The following is a 16,650-nucleotide window of genomic DNA, read 5'->3' on the forward strand; positions in this document are numbered from 1 at the left end:
GTATCCTTCAGAGGTGGAAAACGAAGGTCTCTGGAGCCTGTCCGTCAGCCAGCCACCCGATCCGATCCTCGATGAACACGCCGTCGAGAATCACAGGCTGCCCGACGGCGCCGGGCTTCCGCCGTCCTACGTCTCGTTCGTCCGCGCTTTCGGCTGGGGTCGCCTGTTCGGACTCTGGCTCATCTACACGCCGGTCCCGTCAGGATTCGCCGACGGGGTTGTGGGCCGAGGCGGATACCTGACCGAAAAGCTGCATGAGGATTTCAGCGAGGGCCGGATCGAGGGCTACGACTGGAAGATCGAACCAGATGGCTCCTGGGATACCGCGCAGCGGCTGGCGGTCTTCGCAATGAGCGAGAACGGCGACTACCTCGCCTGGGACACCGGCGCCCGCGACGACAACGACGAACTGCCGATCTACCACACCTCTCGCTTCAACTCGCTGGCCAATATCGGCTGCAACCTGTACGAGGCGATCGAATGGATTCGAGAACGCGACAGCGATCCGGACCTCGACCCCACCGACTTCAGGCCGTTGGTGCCCGCCACGTTATGACCCGCACTCAAAGGAGCCCACTCGATACGTAGGGTCCGCTCATTCTGCGCGAAATCGCATGTCATCGGTTGTCACACGGACGGGTCCCATGCTGCGAGCTGATCGAAGATGCGACGGTCGCCTTCGAACGTCAGCGAATCCAGCGGTATGCGGCCGTAGAAGAACAGGACCAGGTCACTGGCCGTGCCCCGGGCGGAGGCGTCGGTCGTGTCGGGGCCGTCGCCGGCAGCGGGCGTGAGGTGGGCGACCTGTGCGCCGTCGTTGGACAGCCGGAGGCGCCAGGAGTGGCCCTCGGTGGCGTGGTAGTCGACCACGGCGGGGTCGTGTGGCCAGGCGACCGTCGTCGCGCAGAGGGTGAACTGGCAGTCGTCGAAACCGTCGAGGGCGATCCTCTCCGGTATCGGCTGCGGGGAACCCACGGTGAGCTGGACGTCGTAGGTGTGCACCGCGATCTCGTGGAGCTGGCGTCGCGCCCAGGCTCCGGAGGTCTGCGGCGACGGCGAGTCCGCCCACCACGTCCAGCAGTCGCGATCCGGGCCCGCCTCGCGCAGCACGCCCTCCAGATGTTCGACGGACTCGACCCACCAGGACAGGAGAGCCTCGTGCTCCCGAGGCGTATCCGTGCCGCCTCCCCACGCGGACTCATCCGGGGGAGCGTCCGCGGGTCCGGCGGTGACGATGGCGGCCGCCTTGCGGCGACCCATGCCCACGTGTTGCACATGTTCGAACAGCGTCCGCTCGGGATGGGTCCGCATCCGAATGTTGAGGCTGGGTGCCGCGGCGACCGCAGCGCGGAAAGCGGCCGACCGTTCGTTGATCAGTCGCAGCTGATCATGGAACGTGAGGATGTTGTGCATCCCGGCTTTCTATCACGGTGCTCGGATACCGGACAGCGGGGGAGGGGATAGGTATCCAGCTTTCAACAGGGTCAAGATCTGCATTCTGTCGCTCTCGTGATGGTGAAGTCTCTTAACCGATTCTCAGCTCACATTGCTCCAGGTCTACAGCTGCCACGGTCTGGTTCGAGGCTCCAGGTAGCTGGATCACGAGGCCGGCTATCGCGATCGGAGCGACACATTCTTCACCGCTGTTCCGTCGGTCGACGATCGAGGACCAGACGAATCCGGTACCACCCGGGGTAACGGTGACCGGTGTCGTTGCACGGTCGAATGCGTCCGCAGCCTGCATGGTCACGCCGACGGGGGCCGCGTTCTCTACCTCGATCTGGATGATCGGCGTGCCCATACTGCACAGTCGACCTGACGGCTATTCCACAACAGAGCTATCTCGGACCTTCGAGCGTTTGCGAGCCAATACGCTGACCGGATGAGTACTCTCGCTAGGCTTACCGTTGCTGGGATCGGCGCCATGGTCGTCGTCCTCGCGCTGGCCAGCTGCGCGCCGCAACCGGAGCCAGCCCCCTCGCAACCCGCAGCAGCTCCCAGCATTCCGGTCACTGCAACGCCCGAGCCGAGCACAGCGACCTCCATCGAACCCGCCGGCTGCGACAAGGTGCTCGATGACACGGGCAACGCAGATCTCGCCGCGGACAATCTCGACGCCGTCGACTTCGAGGTCCAGACCTGGGACTATCCGCTGCTCTCGGACTTTGTCGCGGACGGCGTGGTGTGCAAATGGGCCGGCGGCGGGGATGTGCACGTCGTCGTCGGCCAATTGCCGATGGACGAGACGACCTGGGAAGCCACGCGCGCCGCGCTCGAGGCGGCCGGCTATCAGCGGGATGACTCCTACGGTGTCGATGAGTTCATCGACGGCCCCGACAGCGAGGACGAAAGCTACCCCACACGAGGGTTCGCCTGGCGCGACGGCATGCTCTTCTACGCCAGCTACCCCGGAATTCTTGAGTTCGCCCCAGCATTCCAGAGCTGACGGTCGCGATCGCTGAAGCGACCGTAGACCCAGACGCCACAATCGCTCGGAGGCAAGCCCCGTGGCACACGTAACCAACGATCCAGAGCAGGACCACCAGAGGGGACAATCGCTTGACCACCATCCGCACCGCCACAGCAGCCGCCATAGGCCTGCTCGCGCTCGCCATGCTCACCGGCTGTACCACCCTGGAAGCCTCGTTCCTGCCCGACACCGACACGACTTCCACGGCCTCCGCGCCCATCGAAGGAGACTCGGACGGGGACGGTGAGCTCTCCGAGTTCGAGAAGCAGGTGCTCGAGAGGAACGCCCCCCGCGACATCACTCTTCACGATGGCACCGTCGTCGCCGTGACACCCGGACAGCCCCTCCCGCAGCCCGTCATCGACCAGATAGCCGCCGACGCGGCGCCCGGCGCGGCCCAGGCCCAGACCGACGACGAGTTCGCGCCCATGGCGGGCGTAAGAAGCATCCGCGAGGTCGCAAGCTCATACGCGAACGAGCTCGGTCGCACCCTCGTGATCGTCTACTGGGGCTTCGGTGTCTGGGGCGCAATCTCTTCCGTCGACGAAACCGGCGGGACCGAGCTGGCAGGCACCAGCGACCGAGACACGATGGTCGCCGCGGCAACCGACTGGGCTGAATCGCACGAGGCCTACGTCGTCGTTGTCGAGTAGTTCTATCTGCATTCTCTGCAGAGAGGGGATAGGTATTCCGACATAATGTGCATTATCGGACAATACTGGATTGAAGGCTTGAACAGGACTTTCGTATGTGAACTGTCCTCGAGAACAGATCTCAGATGAGTTTCACGCGATGCAGCTGCCCAGGCATGTCGCGCCATGGAACGAAACGCACAGAGGACTTTGTCGTCACCGCGAGAATCAGGCCCGCAGAGAGATTCAGATCGAACCATCCAACACACTCGCCAAGGCTGACTCCGGCCGGTATCCGCCACGCGAATACGATCAGCCACGTCGCGAATGCGATCGGCACGGCCACCCAGAGCAGGATTCCACGAGCCGTCAGCAGGAAGAGACTCGCTGGCAGGTTCAGTGTCTGCGGCGCGAGTACCGGCTTTTCGCTCATCTCTGGATTGTGCCGCACGAACGCCACTGAGGAAATCTCTCAGAATTGTTTACTGCATAAGCTGAGGTCCGAGCTGCCTCGAGCAAGTCCCCCGCAAGCCTGCGGCGAACTGCGCGGCAGCGATTGCGCAGCATCTAGTCTCAGATCGTGATCGACTTCCTGATCGTGGTGAACGGCATCCCGGGCGCGGGCAAGACGACACTGACCGGTCCCCTGGCACGAGAACTCGCAGTTCCCTTGGTCGCGAAGGATGCGATCAAAGAGGCGCTGAGCGAGGCGATCAACGTCCCTTTGCCGACGTCGCAGCTCGGAGCGGTCGCCGCTGAGAGCGCCTGGGCGACAGCTGGGATGCTCAGCGGAACGGTCATCGTCGAGTCCTTCTGGGCAGCAGGTCGCGACGACTCATTCTTTCGCAGCGGCTACAACGCGCTGGGCGCACCGCGTGGCGTCGAAAACGGCAGCGGTAGATGTGCCGTCGTTGGCGGGCACGTTGCGGAAGCGCATCGCCTTGGGGTGATCACGCATGCACTCCCCCGCGGGTTGTCCTCCTTCGGGACGACATTGCCGGTTCGTCTGGAGGAGATCGTGTCGTGGTTGACACTGGAGCCACTTCCGCGTCATACGTTTGCCATGTGGACCTGAATCTGTCTCGACCGAGCTGGCAACTTCTCCTCGCACCTGCTGCCGGCGCGGCCTACATCGTCCTGTGGTGGATCGCGGAGGCCGGCCGCCTCGGCAACGCGCCGTTGGGTGCCGCGGTCGCCGTGGTGCCGATCATCGCGTTCGGTGTCGCCCTCGCGATCTCGCAGAGATGGCCGGCCGTGGCACTGGCGGTGATCGCCGCTGTGCTCTCGCTGCAGCTTCTCATGGAGAGCGCGAGGTTCGGCGACACGAGCTGGCCTGCGTACGTTCCGCTGCTCTACGCGGTGTTCAACGTCAGTGCCTTCGGTCGCCCGCCGGTGCACCGTCTCGCACTCCCGATCGGTGCCATCGGCGCCGTCGCGGTCGCACTGCTGTTGACGCTGCCGTTGTTCGGACAGCAAGGTTGGCCCGTCTTCTACTCGGTCGAATCCGAGGGGCTTCGCTCATCGGCAGACATCGACCCGAGTTCGACGGTGATGGCGGCGTGCATCGTCGCCGTCGGCCTTGCCGTCGGAGCCTGGTGCGCCGGTCTCGCGATGCGCGCCGTCCGCCGCGCCTACGACGAACGACTTCGCGCGCAGGAGCTCGAGCGCGAACTGCACGCAGCCGAAGCGGAGCTCGTCGAATTGTCGGAACGAGACAGGCTGGCACAGGACGTTCACGACGTCATGGCCCACTCGCTGGCCGTGATCGCCGCGCAAGCCGACGGCACGCGAATGACGGATCGGACCTTGGCGCCCGGCACCAACGACGCGCTGGCGACGATCGCCGAGGTGGCTCGCGACGGTCTGAGGGAGCTGCGCCAGCTCCTCGACGCGGCTCCTCTCGACGAGGGCATCGAGGCGGTCGACCTCGCGGCACTCTTCGAGCGCGTTCGCGCGGCTGGGCACGAATGCGAGTTCGTGGTGTTCGGCGAAGCGAAGCCGCTCACGTCGGCACAACAGCTCAGCGTCTATCGGATCATGCAGGAAGCCCTCACGAACGCACTCAAGCACGCCGGCACCACCGGTGCCACGCGAGCCGCCCTCGACTGGCGCGGCCCCGGGCTCGCGATCCTGATCGCGACGGCTCCTTCGATGACCGAACCGACGGCGCCCGGACGCGGCATCCGCGGTATGCAGGAACGTGCCCGACTCGCCGGCGGATGGCTCACTGCGAGCGCCGACGAGAGCGGCGCCTTCATGATCAACGCCTTCATTCCCACCAGCGAGATCTCCACTGAAGACGTCGTGACGGCCGAGGCCATGGCATGAGCGACCGCATCCGCGTCGTCATCGCGGACGATCATGTGCTGTTCTGCGCGGGAATCGAGATGATCGTCCGGTCGCAACCGGATCTCGACTTCGTCGGTACCGCGCACGACGGCGACGACATCGTCACACTTGCCGCAGAGTTGCATCCCGACGTCATCCTCATGGACATCCGCATGCCGAAATCCGACGGCATCACGGCCACGCGCAAGGTACTGTCCTCCTCCCCCGTTTCCCGGGTCATCGTGCTCACCACCCACCAGCGGCAGGAGGCGGTTGCGCATGCGATCGACGCCGGCGCACACGGCTTCCTCATGAAGGACGCCCGCCCCGAACTGCTCCTGGCCGCGATACGTACCGTTCACGAAGGGAACTCCGTCTACGCGCCCTCCACCACGCTGGCGCTCATCCGCGACCTGACGCCGACGGCACGCGAGGAGCCGGATCAACTGGCGATCGCCGCGCTGACGGCACGAGAACGCGAGGTCTACCTCCTCGCGGCTCGAGGGCTCTCGAACGCCGATATCGCCGAGTCGGCCTTCATCGGCGAGACGACAGTCAAGTCGCACATCTCGAGCATCCTTGCGAAGCTCGAGCTCGCATCGCGGCTGCAGCTCGTCGCCCATGCGCACAGCCATCGCCTTGTTCAGTAAGGAGTCTGCGATGACCGACCCTGCGATCGACCCGCCGCCACCGCCGACCGAACCGATCGACATCACCGCGTACCTACCCGACCCGCACGACGAACCGTCCGCGTAGAAGAGATCGAGACGTCGCCGAACGGGATGGCCGTTGGGGGCCTAGACTGCCCCGATGAGCGACCTTCCTCCGGACATGGATGCGAGCGGCTGGCTGACGCTCGGCTTCATCGCCGTCGTGCTCGTCGCAGGCGGATTCATCGCAAGCCGGCTGAAGCGGCGACGCAGCAGGACTTCGAGCACCACACCGGCGCAGACGGATGCCGAGGTCGCTCGCCAGCGCGCGATCGATGAGGCAGAACGACTCACGCGCAACCCTCGGGAGCGCTACTAGACCTCGTCCATTCGATGCAGAGCTCGACCCTTCAGTAGTTGCGTCGCTTCTTTCAGGCCGGCGGCGCGTCAGTCCGACTCCCTCGACCGGATTCGCACCATTCGGATCGTCCGGACGCCCTCCACGCTCTGCACCGCGCCGTCGGCACGGAACCCGTGCTTCCGATAAAACGCCTGCGCCCGCGGATTGGGGTCGGAGACCCACAGGGCGACCGACTCGTCGTCGTTCTCGATGACGGCGTCGAGCAGCGCCGCGCCGGCGCCTGTGCCGTGTTCGGACGCGAGGACGTACAGGACGTAGAGGTGCGTACTCCATTCAGGCGTCGGGACTTCGGGCGGGCCGGCCATCGCGACCCCGATGACGATTCCCTCCCGTTCGGCCAACGCGACACGGTTCGCTCGGTAGCGCTCATCGACGAGGGCGGCGGTCCAGAAGCGTTCGCGAGCCTCGACGAGCCCTGGATCGTCGAGCACGCGATCGGGCATCGCGCCGCGGTACGTCTCGCGCCACGACGCGACGAGCATGCGAGCCATGGCGGGCACGTCCTCGACTCGGGCCTGCCGAACAACGAAACGCGAGTCCATCGGCGAACCTCTCGAAAACGCAGCGACGTCGCCGGCGGTGTCAACGACCAACGAGTAGCGGTGCGAGAACCGCGGCCGTGATCGCCAGCGCGACCAGTGCGAGGACGAGCAAGGCTCGATCGATCCGTCGACGGCTCACCGTGCCCGCGGCGAAGGATGAACGCGACACGCGGTCGAGGTTGGGAAGCAGCGCCTGGTAGGGCGGCTCCGACTCCCTCGTGATCCGCTCGGCAGATTGTGCTGAGTCATCCTCGTCTCGCATACGCAACACGATAGCCGCTCGCCGTCGTCGAAGGCGCGGGCCGACCGTGGGTCACTCCCCCGGTGCCTCCTGCAAGGCGCGCACCTCGATGCGACCTCCCAGTGCCGTCGCCGCCAAGGACGCCCACCGAACCGCATCGTCTTCATCGCCGGCTTCGATCACCCAGAATCCGCCCACGTAGGATTCCGCCTGGACGAACGGGCCGTCGACGACGGTCGTCTCGCCTTCCGAGACATCCACTGTCTTCGCCGTCGAGGGCGGCTGCAAGCCGCCTGCGAAGCGGAGCGCGCCCGCCTCCTCGAGGGCAGCGTTGAACGCGCCGACAGCCGCCATCATCGCCTCGAACTCGGCCGGGTCGAATGCCTGCATCGACGCCATCGTCGGCTCGTCTGCGGTGTCATGCGGGACGGTCAGGAAGTACTGCATGATGGTTCCTCTCCTCAGCGGCCGCTCGGTGCAGCCTTCACTGAGTCGTCGAACGGGACCGGCGGAGATCGACACGGGTCGCGACGAGATCTTCCATCGAAGGTTCTCGCGGCCCCTCCCTCAGACGTCGTCGACCCGAGCGGCCTCCGCCGAGGCATCCGTTGTCGCAGCCCAACTCGACAACAGCTTCAGCGCATCGGCCGACGCCGAGCCCGGCTCGGCGGTGAAGACCGAGAGCTTCAACCCGGGGTCCGCAGGCAGCTCCATCGCCTCGAAGCTCAACTCGATGGCGCCGACGACGGGATGGCGGAGACGTTTGACACCGGTGCGATGGTGGCGCACGTTGTGGGCCGCCCAGAGCGTGCGGAACCGTTCGCTGCGCGTCGAGAGCTCCCCCACGAGATCGGTGAGTCGCTTGTCGTAGGGGTTGCGACCTGCCTCGCCGCGCAGCGCCGCGACGACGTCCTGAGTGACGCGATCCCAGTCGGGATAGAAGTCCGCGGCGGCCGGATCGAGGAAGGCGAATCTCGCGCCGTTCGGCTGCGGCGCCGCGAAGACCACGGAGTAGAGGGCCCGGCCGAGCGGATTCGCAGCGAGGTAGTCGGTGCGGGTGGTGCTGATGATCGCGGGCGCCTCGGTGATCGCATCCAGCACGCGCTGCAGGGTCGGGCGAACCTCGCCCGTCTTGATACGCGGGCGCCTGGCAGTCGGCGATGCGTTGGCGGCGCGAGCGAGGTCGAACAGGTGAGCGGACTCGGCGTCGTCGAGCTGCAGCGCCCTGGCGAGGGCATCGAGCACGGTGTCGGATGCCCCGGTCAGCGTGCCGCGCTCGAGACGCGTGTAGTAGTCGACACTCACACCGGCGAGCATCGCCACCTCTTCGCGGCGCAGTCCCGGCACCCGGCGGTTGCCGCCGTACGCGGGCAGACCGGCTTGTTCCGGAGTGATGCGGGCGCGTCGCGTGCGAAGGAACTCGCGCACCTCGCTGCGATTGTCCATGTCTCGAGGGTAGGCCGGTGCGTCGCAGCAAGAGAGGTACTGCCAGTACTCGTCTCGTCGGAGACTCCCGCAGCAGCGCTGGATGCGATCGGATGGAGTCATGACTCTCACGACCTTCACCCTCAACAACGGCGTCACGATGCCGGCGCTCGGCTTCGGCGTCTTCCAGACCCCTCCCGAGGTCACGACGCAGGCCGTCGAGGCCGCCCTCGAGACGGGCTATCGCCTCATCGACACGGCGGCCGCCTACGGGAACGAACGCGGGGTCGGCGACGCCATCCGAGCCTCCGGACTCGCACGCGACGACGTCTTCATCGAGACCAAGGTCTGGATCAGCGACTACGGCTACGACGAGACCCTGCACGCCTTCGAGAAGAGCACACGGAAGCTCGGCGTCGAGACGATCGATCTGCTCATCCTCCACCAGGCGTTGCCGAGCTCGTTCAACGCGACGGTCGAGGCCTACCGCGCGCTCGAGCGTCTGCTCGCCGACGGGCGGGTGCGCGCCATCGGCGTCAGCAACTTCATGCCCGACCACCTCGCGACCCTGCTCGAGCGCACCGAGGTCGTGCCGGCCGTGAACCAGGTCGAGGTGCACCCGTACTTCAGCCAGCCGGGTGTGCGGGCTGCCGACGCCGAGCACGGCATCCTCACGCAGGCGTGGTCGCCGATCGGCGGCATCACCTCGTACCGCGGAGACGCGAGCCGCAGCACCTTCAACGACCCGGTCATCGTCGGCATCGGCGAGCAGCACGGCAAGACGGCGGCCCAGGTGATGCTGCGCTGGCACCTGCAGCAGGGCCGCTCCGCGATCCCGAAGTCCGTGCGACCCGAGCGCATCGCCGAGAATTTCGATGTCTTCGACTTCGAGTTGACGAGCGACGAGCTCGCCGCGATCGACGCACTCGACACCGGTGTGCGCGGCGGCCCCGAGCCTGAGGCCATCACCCTCGAGACGTTCGGACGTGCCATCCCCGAAGACTGATCTGCGTTCGTCCGCGAGCTCGTGGAGGTGCGTCGTAGCACCGCGTGCATCGCGCCGTTAGCGCAGCCGGGCTCGATCAGCACCAACGCATCGACGACGCGCCAGTCGCCCCTACGATGATGCGATGAGCCAGTACGGGCAGACGCGCCTCGAATGGGCGGCGCTGCCACCCGAACTCACCGGCGAGGTGGAGAGGATGCTCGGAGCGCCGGTCGTCGAGGCACGAAGTCAGGCGAGCGGCTTCTCCTGCGGCAGCGCGGATCGCATCCGGACCGGCGACGGGTTTCGTGCCTTCGTGAAGGCGGCGCACGTCGATCACAATGCAGGAACGACGGCGCTGCACCAGAAAGAGCTCGCGTTCATGCGCGTCGCTCCCACCGCGTTGCCCGCACCCGAGCTGCTCGGCGGAATCGAGCGCGACGGTTGGGTGGCGCTTCTCTTCGCCGACGTCGAAGGAACCCACCCTGGTGCTGGTCTGGACGGATCGGACGCGGGCAACGTGCTGGATGCGCTTCATGGCCTGCCGACGGTGCGCGGCAGCCTCCCGATCGCGTTGCCGGACGTCGCCGACGAGGTCGCGGCCGATGGTGAGAGCTGGGACGAGATGCTCGCCGACGACGCTGTCAACGGACTACCCGAGTGGGCTCGTGCAAACCTCGACCGACTTGCGACGGTGTCTCGGCGAGCAGGTGCTGCCGTTGCGGGTGATCACCTCGTGCACTTCGATTGCCGCGCCGACAACATGCTCGTCGACGGAGACGGACGTGTCTGGCTCATCGATTGGCCGTGGGTCGCAATCGGGGCTCCCTGGTTCGACGGCATGACCTACCTGCTCGACGCGCGACTCCGCGGCGAGACGATCGATGCCGACTCGATACTCGCAACCCACCGGATGTTCGACGGCGTCTCCCCGGGCGATCTCGACGCCGCGCTCGCGGCGACGACCGGTGCGTTCTTCAACCGGGCCCGGCTCCCCGCACCCGAGAACATGCCGACGCTCCGCGCGTTCCAGCGACGCGAGGCGCTCGCCGGAATGGAGTGGCTGAGAGAGCGCTGGGCGGCGTAGACCACCCCTCCCGTACGCTGTATCGAGACCAACGGATGCCTCGGAGACGACCACTCCCCGAGGCATCCGCCCTGCACGGCTCGAGAGGCGCTCCCCCCGTGGCGATGAAGAACAGCACGAAGATCCAGCTCGCCGTGATCGGGGGGCTCGTGATCGCCGCCGTGGGGATCGTCTTCGCCGTCACGGCGAATCAGCCGCCCGCTGCGGCGCCCGGCACCGCCGCCTCGACCACGCCGGTCGTCGCCGAGAACAGCCACCGGCTCGACGTCGCCGAGGGCAGCACGGTCACGTTCACCGAGTTCCTCGATTTCGAGTGCGAGGTGTGCGGAGCCGTCTACCCGTTCGTCGAAGAGCTCCGTGCCGACTACGCCGGCGAGGTGACGTTCGTGACCCGGTACTTCCCGATGCCGGGGCACGTGAACTCGCGCACGGCCGCGATCGCCGTCGAAGCCGCGGCCCAGCAGGGCAAGTTCGAGGAGATGTACTACCGCATGTTCGAGACGCAGGCCGAGTGGGGCGAGCAGCAGGTCTCGAAGGCCGACGTCTTCCGCCAGTACGCCGCCGACCTCGGCCTCGACATGGCGGCCTACGACGAGGCCGTCGCCGACCCCGCGACCGAGGCCCGCGTGCAGTTCGACTTCGATGCCGCCGTGGCACTCGGTGCGGAGGGCACCCCGACGATCTTCATCGACGACGAGTTGGTTCCCCTGACCTCGCCCGACGACATCCGCGCCGCGCTCGATCGCGCCGTCGCCGCGTCGAAGTAGCCGACGCACGCGCCGTTCAGCGCGTCTCCTGGATGCGGATCATGTTGCCCGCGGGGTCGCGCACCGCGCAATCGCGAACACCCCACCCCTGTTCGATGGGCTCCTGGACGATCTCGGCGCCGACGGCACGGAGTCGTGCGAACGCGGCGTCGAGATCCTTCGTCGCGAGCAGGATCCCGGAGTACGTGCCCTTCGCCATCATCTCGATGATGAGGTCGCGCTCGGTGTCGGTGACACCGGGGTCGGCCGCCGGCGGTTCCAGCACGATGGAGGTCTCGGGTTGATCGTGGGCGCCGACCGTGATCCAGCGCATGCCCTCGAACTCGACGTCGCTGCGGACCTCGAACCCGAGGGCGTCGCGATAGAAGGCCACGGATGCATCCGGGTCGGTGTGCGGCAGGAAACTCGAGTGAATCGTGATGTCCATGGCGTCACGCTAGCCGCCCGTCCGCGCCGCCGCTTCTCGATTCCTGCGCGGATCAGTCGATCGTTTCCACGATCGAACGCTCGCCAGGGATGCCTGTTTCAACCGTCGACGGCAGGGCCGAGCCCGGTCGCCACTCCGTGAACGACCGGAACGCCAGCGGCAGCCCTTCGGCGTGCAACGGGTCGGCCCGGTCCATCACCTGCAGGTGCACGTGCGGCTCGGTCGAGTTGCCGGAGTTGCCGCACTCGGCGATCGGCTGCCCCACCTTGATCACATCGCCCGCAGCGACGCGGATCGAACCGCGACGCAGGTGCGCGAGCGAGACGAATGCGCCACCGTCTCGCAATTCGATGGTCACGGTGTTGCCCGCGATCGCGTGCACGCCATTCCGCAGCCGACCGGCCTGGCCGAGCGCGTACGGCACCAGCGCGAGCTGCGATCGCCGGCCGTCGTGGTCGGGTTCGCCGTCGTGGACGGCGACGACGACTCCATCGGCCGGCGCGAGGATGGGGAGCCCGAATCCGCGGAACCGCTCAGGCGGTTCGGTCGCGAAGATGCTCCGCCAGTCGCGTCGATCGGCCGTACGGCGCTGCCGATCGACCGCGACGAAGTCGATCGCATATCGCTCGCCGAAGAGGTCGACGCCGTGGCTCGGCACCCGTCGGGCCGGGCTGTTCTGCGCCATCCACGTTCCGCTGAACGGCAGCGCGAGCACGGTCGCCGCCATCATCCCTCTTGACCGGTGAGCAGGCGACGGAGGCGCTCGGCATCGCGACGATACATCGCGACATGCGCCCGGAGGTCGGCTCGACCGGTCGCGGCCGCGCGAGCGTCAGTGAACGCGGCGAGTTCGTCCAGTCGTTCCGCAGCGATCGCCAGCACAGCGGACGCTGCGTACGGCGTGCCGTACGCAGCGATCACGCGGTTCAGCCGCGTCATCCGCGATTCGCCGCCGTTCGCCTCGAGATCGTCGAACCCCTCGGCGTCCTCGGCGAAGGGGACGAGACGATACGCGAGGTACGCGAGATCCCAGATACGCGGACCGGGCGAGGCCATGTCGAAGTCGATGACGCCGACCAGGCGTCCGCCCTCGACCAGCAGGTTGTACGGTGCGAAGTCGTTGTGGCAGATCACCTCGACCGGGTCGTGCTGCTTCGTCCGCCAGACACCGGATTGCGTGTCGGGCGCCAGCTCGGCATCGTGGATCCGTCGCAACAGCCGGCCGGCCTGCTCGAGCACGTCGGGTGACCACAGCACGGCGGGTTCGGCGCGATCGAGCGTGGAACCTGGGAGGTAGCTGAGCACCTCGCGACCCTCGGCGTCGCTCCCCCGCGGCACGGGCACCTCCACGACGCCGCTCGCCCGGACCGCCCGCAGCCATGCATGCACCGACGGCGTCCAATCGCCTGCCACCCTGCGTACCGTGTCACCGACGCGCACGACGGCGTCCATGTTTCCGCCACTCAGCAGCTCCTCCGCCATGCTCCGATACTGGCATTCCCGCCGCATCTCGACCCTTTTCCCGCCGGATCGGGGCATCAAGGCGACCACACGGTCACTCCGCGACATCCGAAGACTCGCGGATTCACATCCGACGCTCAGGCGACCGGCGGCCATAGCCTGACCCTTGCGCGGCACCCGCCGCCGGAAGGGACCCATCATGTCTACGTCGCAGCCCACCGGGGTCTTCGCGTCATTCTCGCTCGACGCATCGTCACTCACGAAGTCGGCGATCAACACCATCCGCGCGACGCTCGGCATCAGCGGCGCCGTCGCGCTCATCTTCGGCCTCCTCATCACGTTCTGGCCGAAGAACTCCGCCGTCGTGATCACGGTGCTGTTCGGCATCTACTTCCTGATCGCCGGCATCGCCTACCTCGGCCTCGGCATCTTCTCGAAGGGCATCTCGGGTGGCGCGCGAACGCTCGACATCATCCTCGGACTGCTGTTCGTGGTCGGCGGCATCATCGTGCTCGCCAACCCGAGCGAGTCGGCCGTCTTCCTCGGCATCTTCCTCGGAATCCTCGTGGGCATCCTGTGGATCGTCGAGGGCATCGTGGCGCTGGCCCAGTCGAGCGACGCGGGATCGAGGGGCTGGGCGATCTTCTTCGGCATCCTGAGCATCCTCGCCGGCATCGTGCTGCTCTTCTCGCCGCTGTGGGGCGCCGTCGTGCTCTTCATCGTCGCGGGCATCGCCCTCATCGTGCTCGGCATCGTGCAGATCGTGCGCGCGTTCACCTTCGGACGCGGCGTCACGCCTGCTGCGTCCTAGCCCGAACGACCGAGAAAGCCCGCCGAAGCAATCGCTTCGGCGGGCTTTCGCCGTCTCAGGTGGAGTGGATGAGACGAAGACTCACCAGGTCAGGCACCGCCCTCGCGCGAGAAGCCCGAAGTGTCGCCGACGTAGCGCGTGTTCTCGGCCGGCACCGGCTCGACCGCGGCCGACGCGACCTCTGCGGCGAACTCGGCGACGTTGAACAGCCGGCCTGCGTCCTGCTTGCGGGCCTCGATCGCACCGGGGTTCGCGCGCTCGAGCAGGGTCGCCGTGATGGTGCCCTCGATCATGTCTCCCGAGACGACCACGAGCTCGAACCCTGCGGCCTCGAGCTCGGGCAGCTTCGCGCGGAGTGCGTCTTCGCCGGCGCGCTTCGAGAGGGCGACGGCCTCGTACTCGGGCATCGTCGGCGTCGTGCGGATGAAGTGCGCCTGGTGGCTCGTGACGAACACGATGCGGGCACCCGGTGCGAGGTGCGGCAGCGCGCCCTCGACGACGTTGACCTGCGCGTCGCGGTTCAGGCGCATCGCGTAGTCGTCGCCCATGCCGGTCTCCATGCCGCCGGAGGCATTGAGCACGAGGATGTCGATCGGCCCGAGCTCTGCGACGGCGCGCTCGAACATCGAGGCGACGGATGCCGCGTCGGTGAGGTCTGCGCCGACGGCGATGGCGGTGCCGCCCGCCTCGGTGATCTCGGCGACGACCTTCTCGGCGCGAGGCGCCTTGCTGCGGTAGTTGATGACGACGGATGCCCCGGCGGCCGCGAGGTAGCGGGCGGTGTCGGCACCGATTCCTCGCGAGGAGCCGGTGACGAGAGCGACGCGGCCGTCGAGCGAACCGGGGGCGAGCGGGTTGGTCACAGTGGAACTCCTCGAGGCTTGACGGACGTCGTCCGCACAGAACAGGCGAACCGAGACTATCAAGTCCACAGGCGCGACCCACTGGGTCGACCGCCCTGATAGTTTCAGTAGAGGCCGTGCGAAGGAGAACGAATTGGATGTGCTGACCCAGTACGCGTGGATCGTGTGGCTCGTGTTGATCCTGGCGTTCGCGACCATCGAGGTCTTCACACTCGAGATGACGTTCCTCATGCTCGCGCTCGGCAGCGTCGCCGGTCTGCTGTCGGGTCTGTTCGGCATTCCGTGGTGGGCGCAGTTCATCATCGCCGCCCTCGTCGCGGTCGCGTTGATCCTGCTGCTGCGGCCACCGCTCCTGCGGATGCTGCGGCGCGGCGGCGATCCGACGCGCAGCAACATCGACGCACTGATCGGCGCCGACGGCCAGGTCGTGCGAACGGTGACCCCTGCGGGCGGTCAGGTGCGGCTGCAGAACGGCGACGTGTGGACGGCTCGACTGTCGCCCATCACCGAGCAGGCGGATGTCGCGGTCGGCGAGCGTGTGCTCGTGACCGGTATCGACGGAGCGACGGCGGTCGTCGTTCCGGTGGAGAGGAGCACTGGGGCTTGATGGACGTTTCCGGAATCATCGCGACGGTCGTCGTCGTCGCGATCGTCATCTTCGTCATCGTCGTGTTGGCGAAGTCGATCCGAATCATCCCCCAGGCGTACTCGGGAGTGGTCGAGCGGCTCGGCCGCTACCACAAGACCCTCAGCCCCGGTCTGAACATCCTGGTGCCGTTCATCGATCGCCTGCGGCCGCTCGTCGACATGCGCGAGACGGTCGTCTCGTTCCCGCCGCAGCCGGTCATCACCGAAGACAACCTCGTCGTCTCGATCGACACGGTCGTCTACTTCCAGGTGACCGACGCTCGCGCTGCGACCTACGAGATCGCGAACTACCTCGGCGCCGTCGAGCAGTTGACGACCACGACGCTGCGAAACGTCGTCGGCGGCCTGAACCTCGAAGAGGCGCTCACCTCACGCGACAACATCAACGGGCAGCTCCGCATCGTGCTCGACGAGGCGACCGGCAAGTGGGGCATCCGCGTCGGACGCGTCGAGCTCAAGGCGATCGACCCGCCCCACTCCATCCAGGACTCGATGGAGAAGCAGATGCGTGCCGAGCGTGACCGTCGTGCTCTCATCCTCACCGCCGAGGGAACCAAGCAGTCCGCGATCCTCACGGCGGAGGGCGCCAGGCAGGCCGCCATCCTCGAGGCCGAGGGTGATGCGAAGGCCGCGGTGTTGCGCGCCCAGGGCGAGGCCGAGGCGATCCTCACGGTCTTCGACGCCATCCACAAGGGCGATGCCGACCCCAAGCTGCTCGGCTACCAGTACCTGCAGATGCTCCCCCAGATCGCGCAGGGCGAGTCGAACAAGCTCTGGATCGTGCCGAGCGAGCTCACCGAGGCGCTGAAGGGCATCGGCAAGGCGTTCACCCCCACCGCCCCGGCGCAGGCACCGGATGCCCCCGGCGCGACCGGCCAGCGTTTCTGACGGC

23 protein-coding genes are annotated in these 16,650 nt (G+C 67.0%); 13 read left to right on the forward strand and 10 right to left on the reverse strand.

Going from position 1 to position 16,650, the window contains the following annotated elements:
- The first annotated feature begins 13 nt into the window (after nt 1-13).
- The gene (locus ACFCVM_RS01255) at nt 14-556 is read left to right on the forward strand and encodes a hypothetical protein (RefSeq protein ID WP_375832900.1); all 543 of its coding nucleotides are present in this window, start codon (nt 14-16) and stop codon (nt 554-556) included.
- A gap of 71 nt (nt 557-627) precedes the next feature.
- On the opposite strand, the gene ACFCVM_RS01260 is transcribed toward ACFCVM_RS01255, so the two are convergent.
- Both ACFCVM_RS01260 and ACFCVM_RS01265 read right to left on the reverse strand, forming a co-directional pair.
- Entirely contained in the window at nt 628-1,413 is a 786-nt protein-coding gene (locus tag ACFCVM_RS01260) for a maleylpyruvate isomerase N-terminal domain-containing protein (protein WP_375832902.1), read from the reverse strand.
- 112 nt (nt 1,414-1,525) lie between these two features.
- On the reverse strand, nt 1,526-1,801 hold the full coding sequence (locus ACFCVM_RS01265) for a hypothetical protein (protein ID WP_375832904.1): 276 nt from the start codon (nt 1,799-1,801) through the stop codon (nt 1,526-1,528).
- Nucleotides 1,802-1,924: 123 nt separating this feature from the next.
- On the opposite strand from ACFCVM_RS01265, the gene ACFCVM_RS01270 reads away from it, so the two are divergent.
- A complete protein-coding gene (locus tag ACFCVM_RS01270) occupies nt 1,925-2,446 on the forward strand; it encodes a hypothetical protein (protein ID WP_375832906.1) in 522 nt (173 codons plus the stop codon).
- Nucleotides 2,447-2,559: 113 nt separating this feature from the next.
- On the forward strand, nt 2,560-3,123 hold the full coding sequence (locus ACFCVM_RS01275) for a hypothetical protein (RefSeq protein ID WP_375832908.1): 564 nt from the start codon (nt 2,560-2,562) through the stop codon (nt 3,121-3,123).
- A 121-nt stretch (nt 3,124-3,244) separates the two neighbouring features.
- On the opposite strand, the gene ACFCVM_RS01280 is transcribed toward ACFCVM_RS01275, so the two are convergent.
- Complete coding sequence (locus ACFCVM_RS01280) at nt 3,245-3,535, reverse strand: hypothetical protein (RefSeq protein WP_375832910.1); 291 nt, start codon at nt 3,533-3,535, stop codon at nt 3,245-3,247.
- A 147-nt stretch (nt 3,536-3,682) separates the two neighbouring features.
- Between ACFCVM_RS01280 and ACFCVM_RS01285 the strand changes: the two genes are divergently transcribed.
- From ACFCVM_RS01285 to ACFCVM_RS01300, 4 genes are all read left to right on the forward strand, one after another.
- Entirely contained in the window at nt 3,683-4,177 is a 495-nt protein-coding gene (locus ACFCVM_RS01285; RefSeq protein ID WP_375832912.1) for a hypothetical protein, read from the forward strand.
- A complete protein-coding gene (locus tag ACFCVM_RS01290; protein ID WP_375832914.1) occupies nt 4,168-5,430 on the forward strand; it encodes a sensor histidine kinase in 1,263 nt (420 codons plus the stop codon). Before ACFCVM_RS01285 ends, ACFCVM_RS01290 begins: the two co-directional genes overlap by 10 nt.
- Complete coding sequence (locus ACFCVM_RS01295) at nt 5,427-6,080, forward strand: response regulator (protein ID WP_375832916.1); 654 nt, start codon at nt 5,427-5,429, stop codon at nt 6,078-6,080. The genes ACFCVM_RS01290 and ACFCVM_RS01295 overlap by 4 nt, the downstream gene beginning before the upstream one ends.
- A gap of 160 nt (nt 6,081-6,240) precedes the next feature.
- On the forward strand, nt 6,241-6,459 hold the full coding sequence (locus tag ACFCVM_RS01300) for a hypothetical protein (protein ID WP_375832918.1): 219 nt from the start codon (nt 6,241-6,243) through the stop codon (nt 6,457-6,459).
- A gap of 68 nt (nt 6,460-6,527) precedes the next feature.
- Here ACFCVM_RS01300 and ACFCVM_RS01305 read toward each other — a convergent pair whose 3' ends face one another.
- The 3 genes from ACFCVM_RS01305 to ACFCVM_RS01315 form a co-directional block, all read right to left on the reverse strand.
- Nucleotides 6,528-6,992 carry a GNAT family N-acetyltransferase gene (locus ACFCVM_RS01305; protein ID WP_375832920.1) on the reverse strand — a complete coding sequence of 155 codons (465 nt, stop codon included), beginning with the start codon at nt 6,990-6,992 and terminating at the stop codon, nt 6,528-6,530.
- A gap of 364 nt (nt 6,993-7,356) precedes the next feature.
- Nucleotides 7,357-7,731, reverse strand: a complete 375-nt coding sequence (locus ACFCVM_RS01310) for a YciI family protein (RefSeq protein ID WP_375832922.1) — start codon at nt 7,729-7,731, stop codon at nt 7,357-7,359.
- A 120-nt stretch (nt 7,732-7,851) separates the two neighbouring features.
- Complete coding sequence (locus ACFCVM_RS01315) at nt 7,852-8,730, reverse strand: helix-turn-helix domain-containing protein (RefSeq protein WP_375832925.1); 879 nt, start codon at nt 8,728-8,730, stop codon at nt 7,852-7,854.
- Nucleotides 8,731-8,830: 100 nt separating this feature from the next.
- Between ACFCVM_RS01315 and ACFCVM_RS01320 the strand changes: the two genes are divergently transcribed.
- The 3 genes from ACFCVM_RS01320 (at nt 8,831) to ACFCVM_RS01330 (ending at nt 11,548) form a co-directional block, all read left to right on the forward strand.
- On the forward strand, nt 8,831-9,715 hold the full coding sequence (locus ACFCVM_RS01320; RefSeq protein WP_375832927.1) for an aldo/keto reductase: 885 nt from the start codon (nt 8,831-8,833) through the stop codon (nt 9,713-9,715).
- Between the two features lie 124 nt (nt 9,716-9,839).
- Nucleotides 9,840-10,781: a phosphotransferase family protein gene (locus tag ACFCVM_RS01325; protein WP_375832929.1), complete on the forward strand. Its 942-nt coding sequence runs from the start codon at nt 9,840-9,842 to the stop codon at nt 10,779-10,781.
- A 104-nt stretch (nt 10,782-10,885) separates the two neighbouring features.
- The gene (locus ACFCVM_RS01330) at nt 10,886-11,548 is read left to right on the forward strand and encodes a DsbA family protein (RefSeq protein ID WP_375836617.1); all 663 of its coding nucleotides are present in this window, start codon (nt 10,886-10,888) and stop codon (nt 11,546-11,548) included.
- A gap of 16 nt (nt 11,549-11,564) precedes the next feature.
- Here the strand turns inward: ACFCVM_RS01330 and ACFCVM_RS01335 are convergent, their stop codons facing one another.
- From ACFCVM_RS01335 to ACFCVM_RS01345, 3 genes are read right to left on the reverse strand one after another with little or no spacing between them, the layout of a single operon-like run.
- Nucleotides 11,565-11,975, reverse strand: coding sequence for a VOC family protein (locus ACFCVM_RS01335; protein WP_375832931.1), 411 nt, complete (start codon nt 11,973-11,975; stop codon nt 11,565-11,567).
- A 52-nt stretch (nt 11,976-12,027) separates the two neighbouring features.
- Nucleotides 12,028-12,702 carry a M23 family metallopeptidase gene (locus tag ACFCVM_RS01340; RefSeq protein WP_375832933.1) on the reverse strand — a complete coding sequence of 225 codons (675 nt, stop codon included), beginning with the start codon at nt 12,700-12,702 and terminating at the stop codon, nt 12,028-12,030.
- Complete coding sequence (locus ACFCVM_RS01345) at nt 12,702-13,457, reverse strand: aminoglycoside phosphotransferase family protein (protein WP_375832935.1); 756 nt, start codon at nt 13,455-13,457, stop codon at nt 12,702-12,704. The genes ACFCVM_RS01340 and ACFCVM_RS01345 overlap by 1 nt, the downstream gene beginning before the upstream one ends.
- A gap of 178 nt (nt 13,458-13,635) precedes the next feature.
- Here ACFCVM_RS01345 and ACFCVM_RS01350 point away from each other — a divergent pair, with 178 nt between their 5' ends.
- A complete protein-coding gene (locus tag ACFCVM_RS01350; protein ID WP_375832937.1) occupies nt 13,636-14,247 on the forward strand; it encodes an HdeD family acid-resistance protein in 612 nt (203 codons plus the stop codon).
- A gap of 89 nt (nt 14,248-14,336) precedes the next feature.
- Here the strand turns inward: ACFCVM_RS01350 and ACFCVM_RS01355 are convergent, their stop codons facing one another.
- On the reverse strand, nt 14,337-15,110 hold the full coding sequence (locus tag ACFCVM_RS01355) for an SDR family oxidoreductase (RefSeq protein WP_375832939.1): 774 nt from the start codon (nt 15,108-15,110) through the stop codon (nt 14,337-14,339).
- 139 nt (nt 15,111-15,249) lie between these two features.
- On the opposite strand from ACFCVM_RS01355, the gene ACFCVM_RS01360 reads away from it, so the two are divergent.
- Nucleotides 15,250-15,717: an NfeD family protein gene (locus tag ACFCVM_RS01360; protein ID WP_234980758.1), complete on the forward strand. Its 468-nt coding sequence runs from the start codon at nt 15,250-15,252 to the stop codon at nt 15,715-15,717.
- Nucleotides 15,717-16,646 carry an SPFH domain-containing protein gene (locus ACFCVM_RS01365; RefSeq protein ID WP_375832941.1) on the forward strand — a complete coding sequence of 310 codons (930 nt, stop codon included), beginning with the start codon at nt 15,717-15,719 and terminating at the stop codon, nt 16,644-16,646. Before ACFCVM_RS01360 ends, ACFCVM_RS01365 begins: the two co-directional genes overlap by 1 nt.
- Nucleotides 16,647-16,650 lie beyond the last annotated feature (4 nt).

The organism is Agromyces sp. NPDC056389 (genome assembly GCF_042262385.1).
Classification (GTDB): domain Bacteria; phylum Actinomycetota; class Actinomycetes; order Actinomycetales; family Microbacteriaceae; genus Agromyces.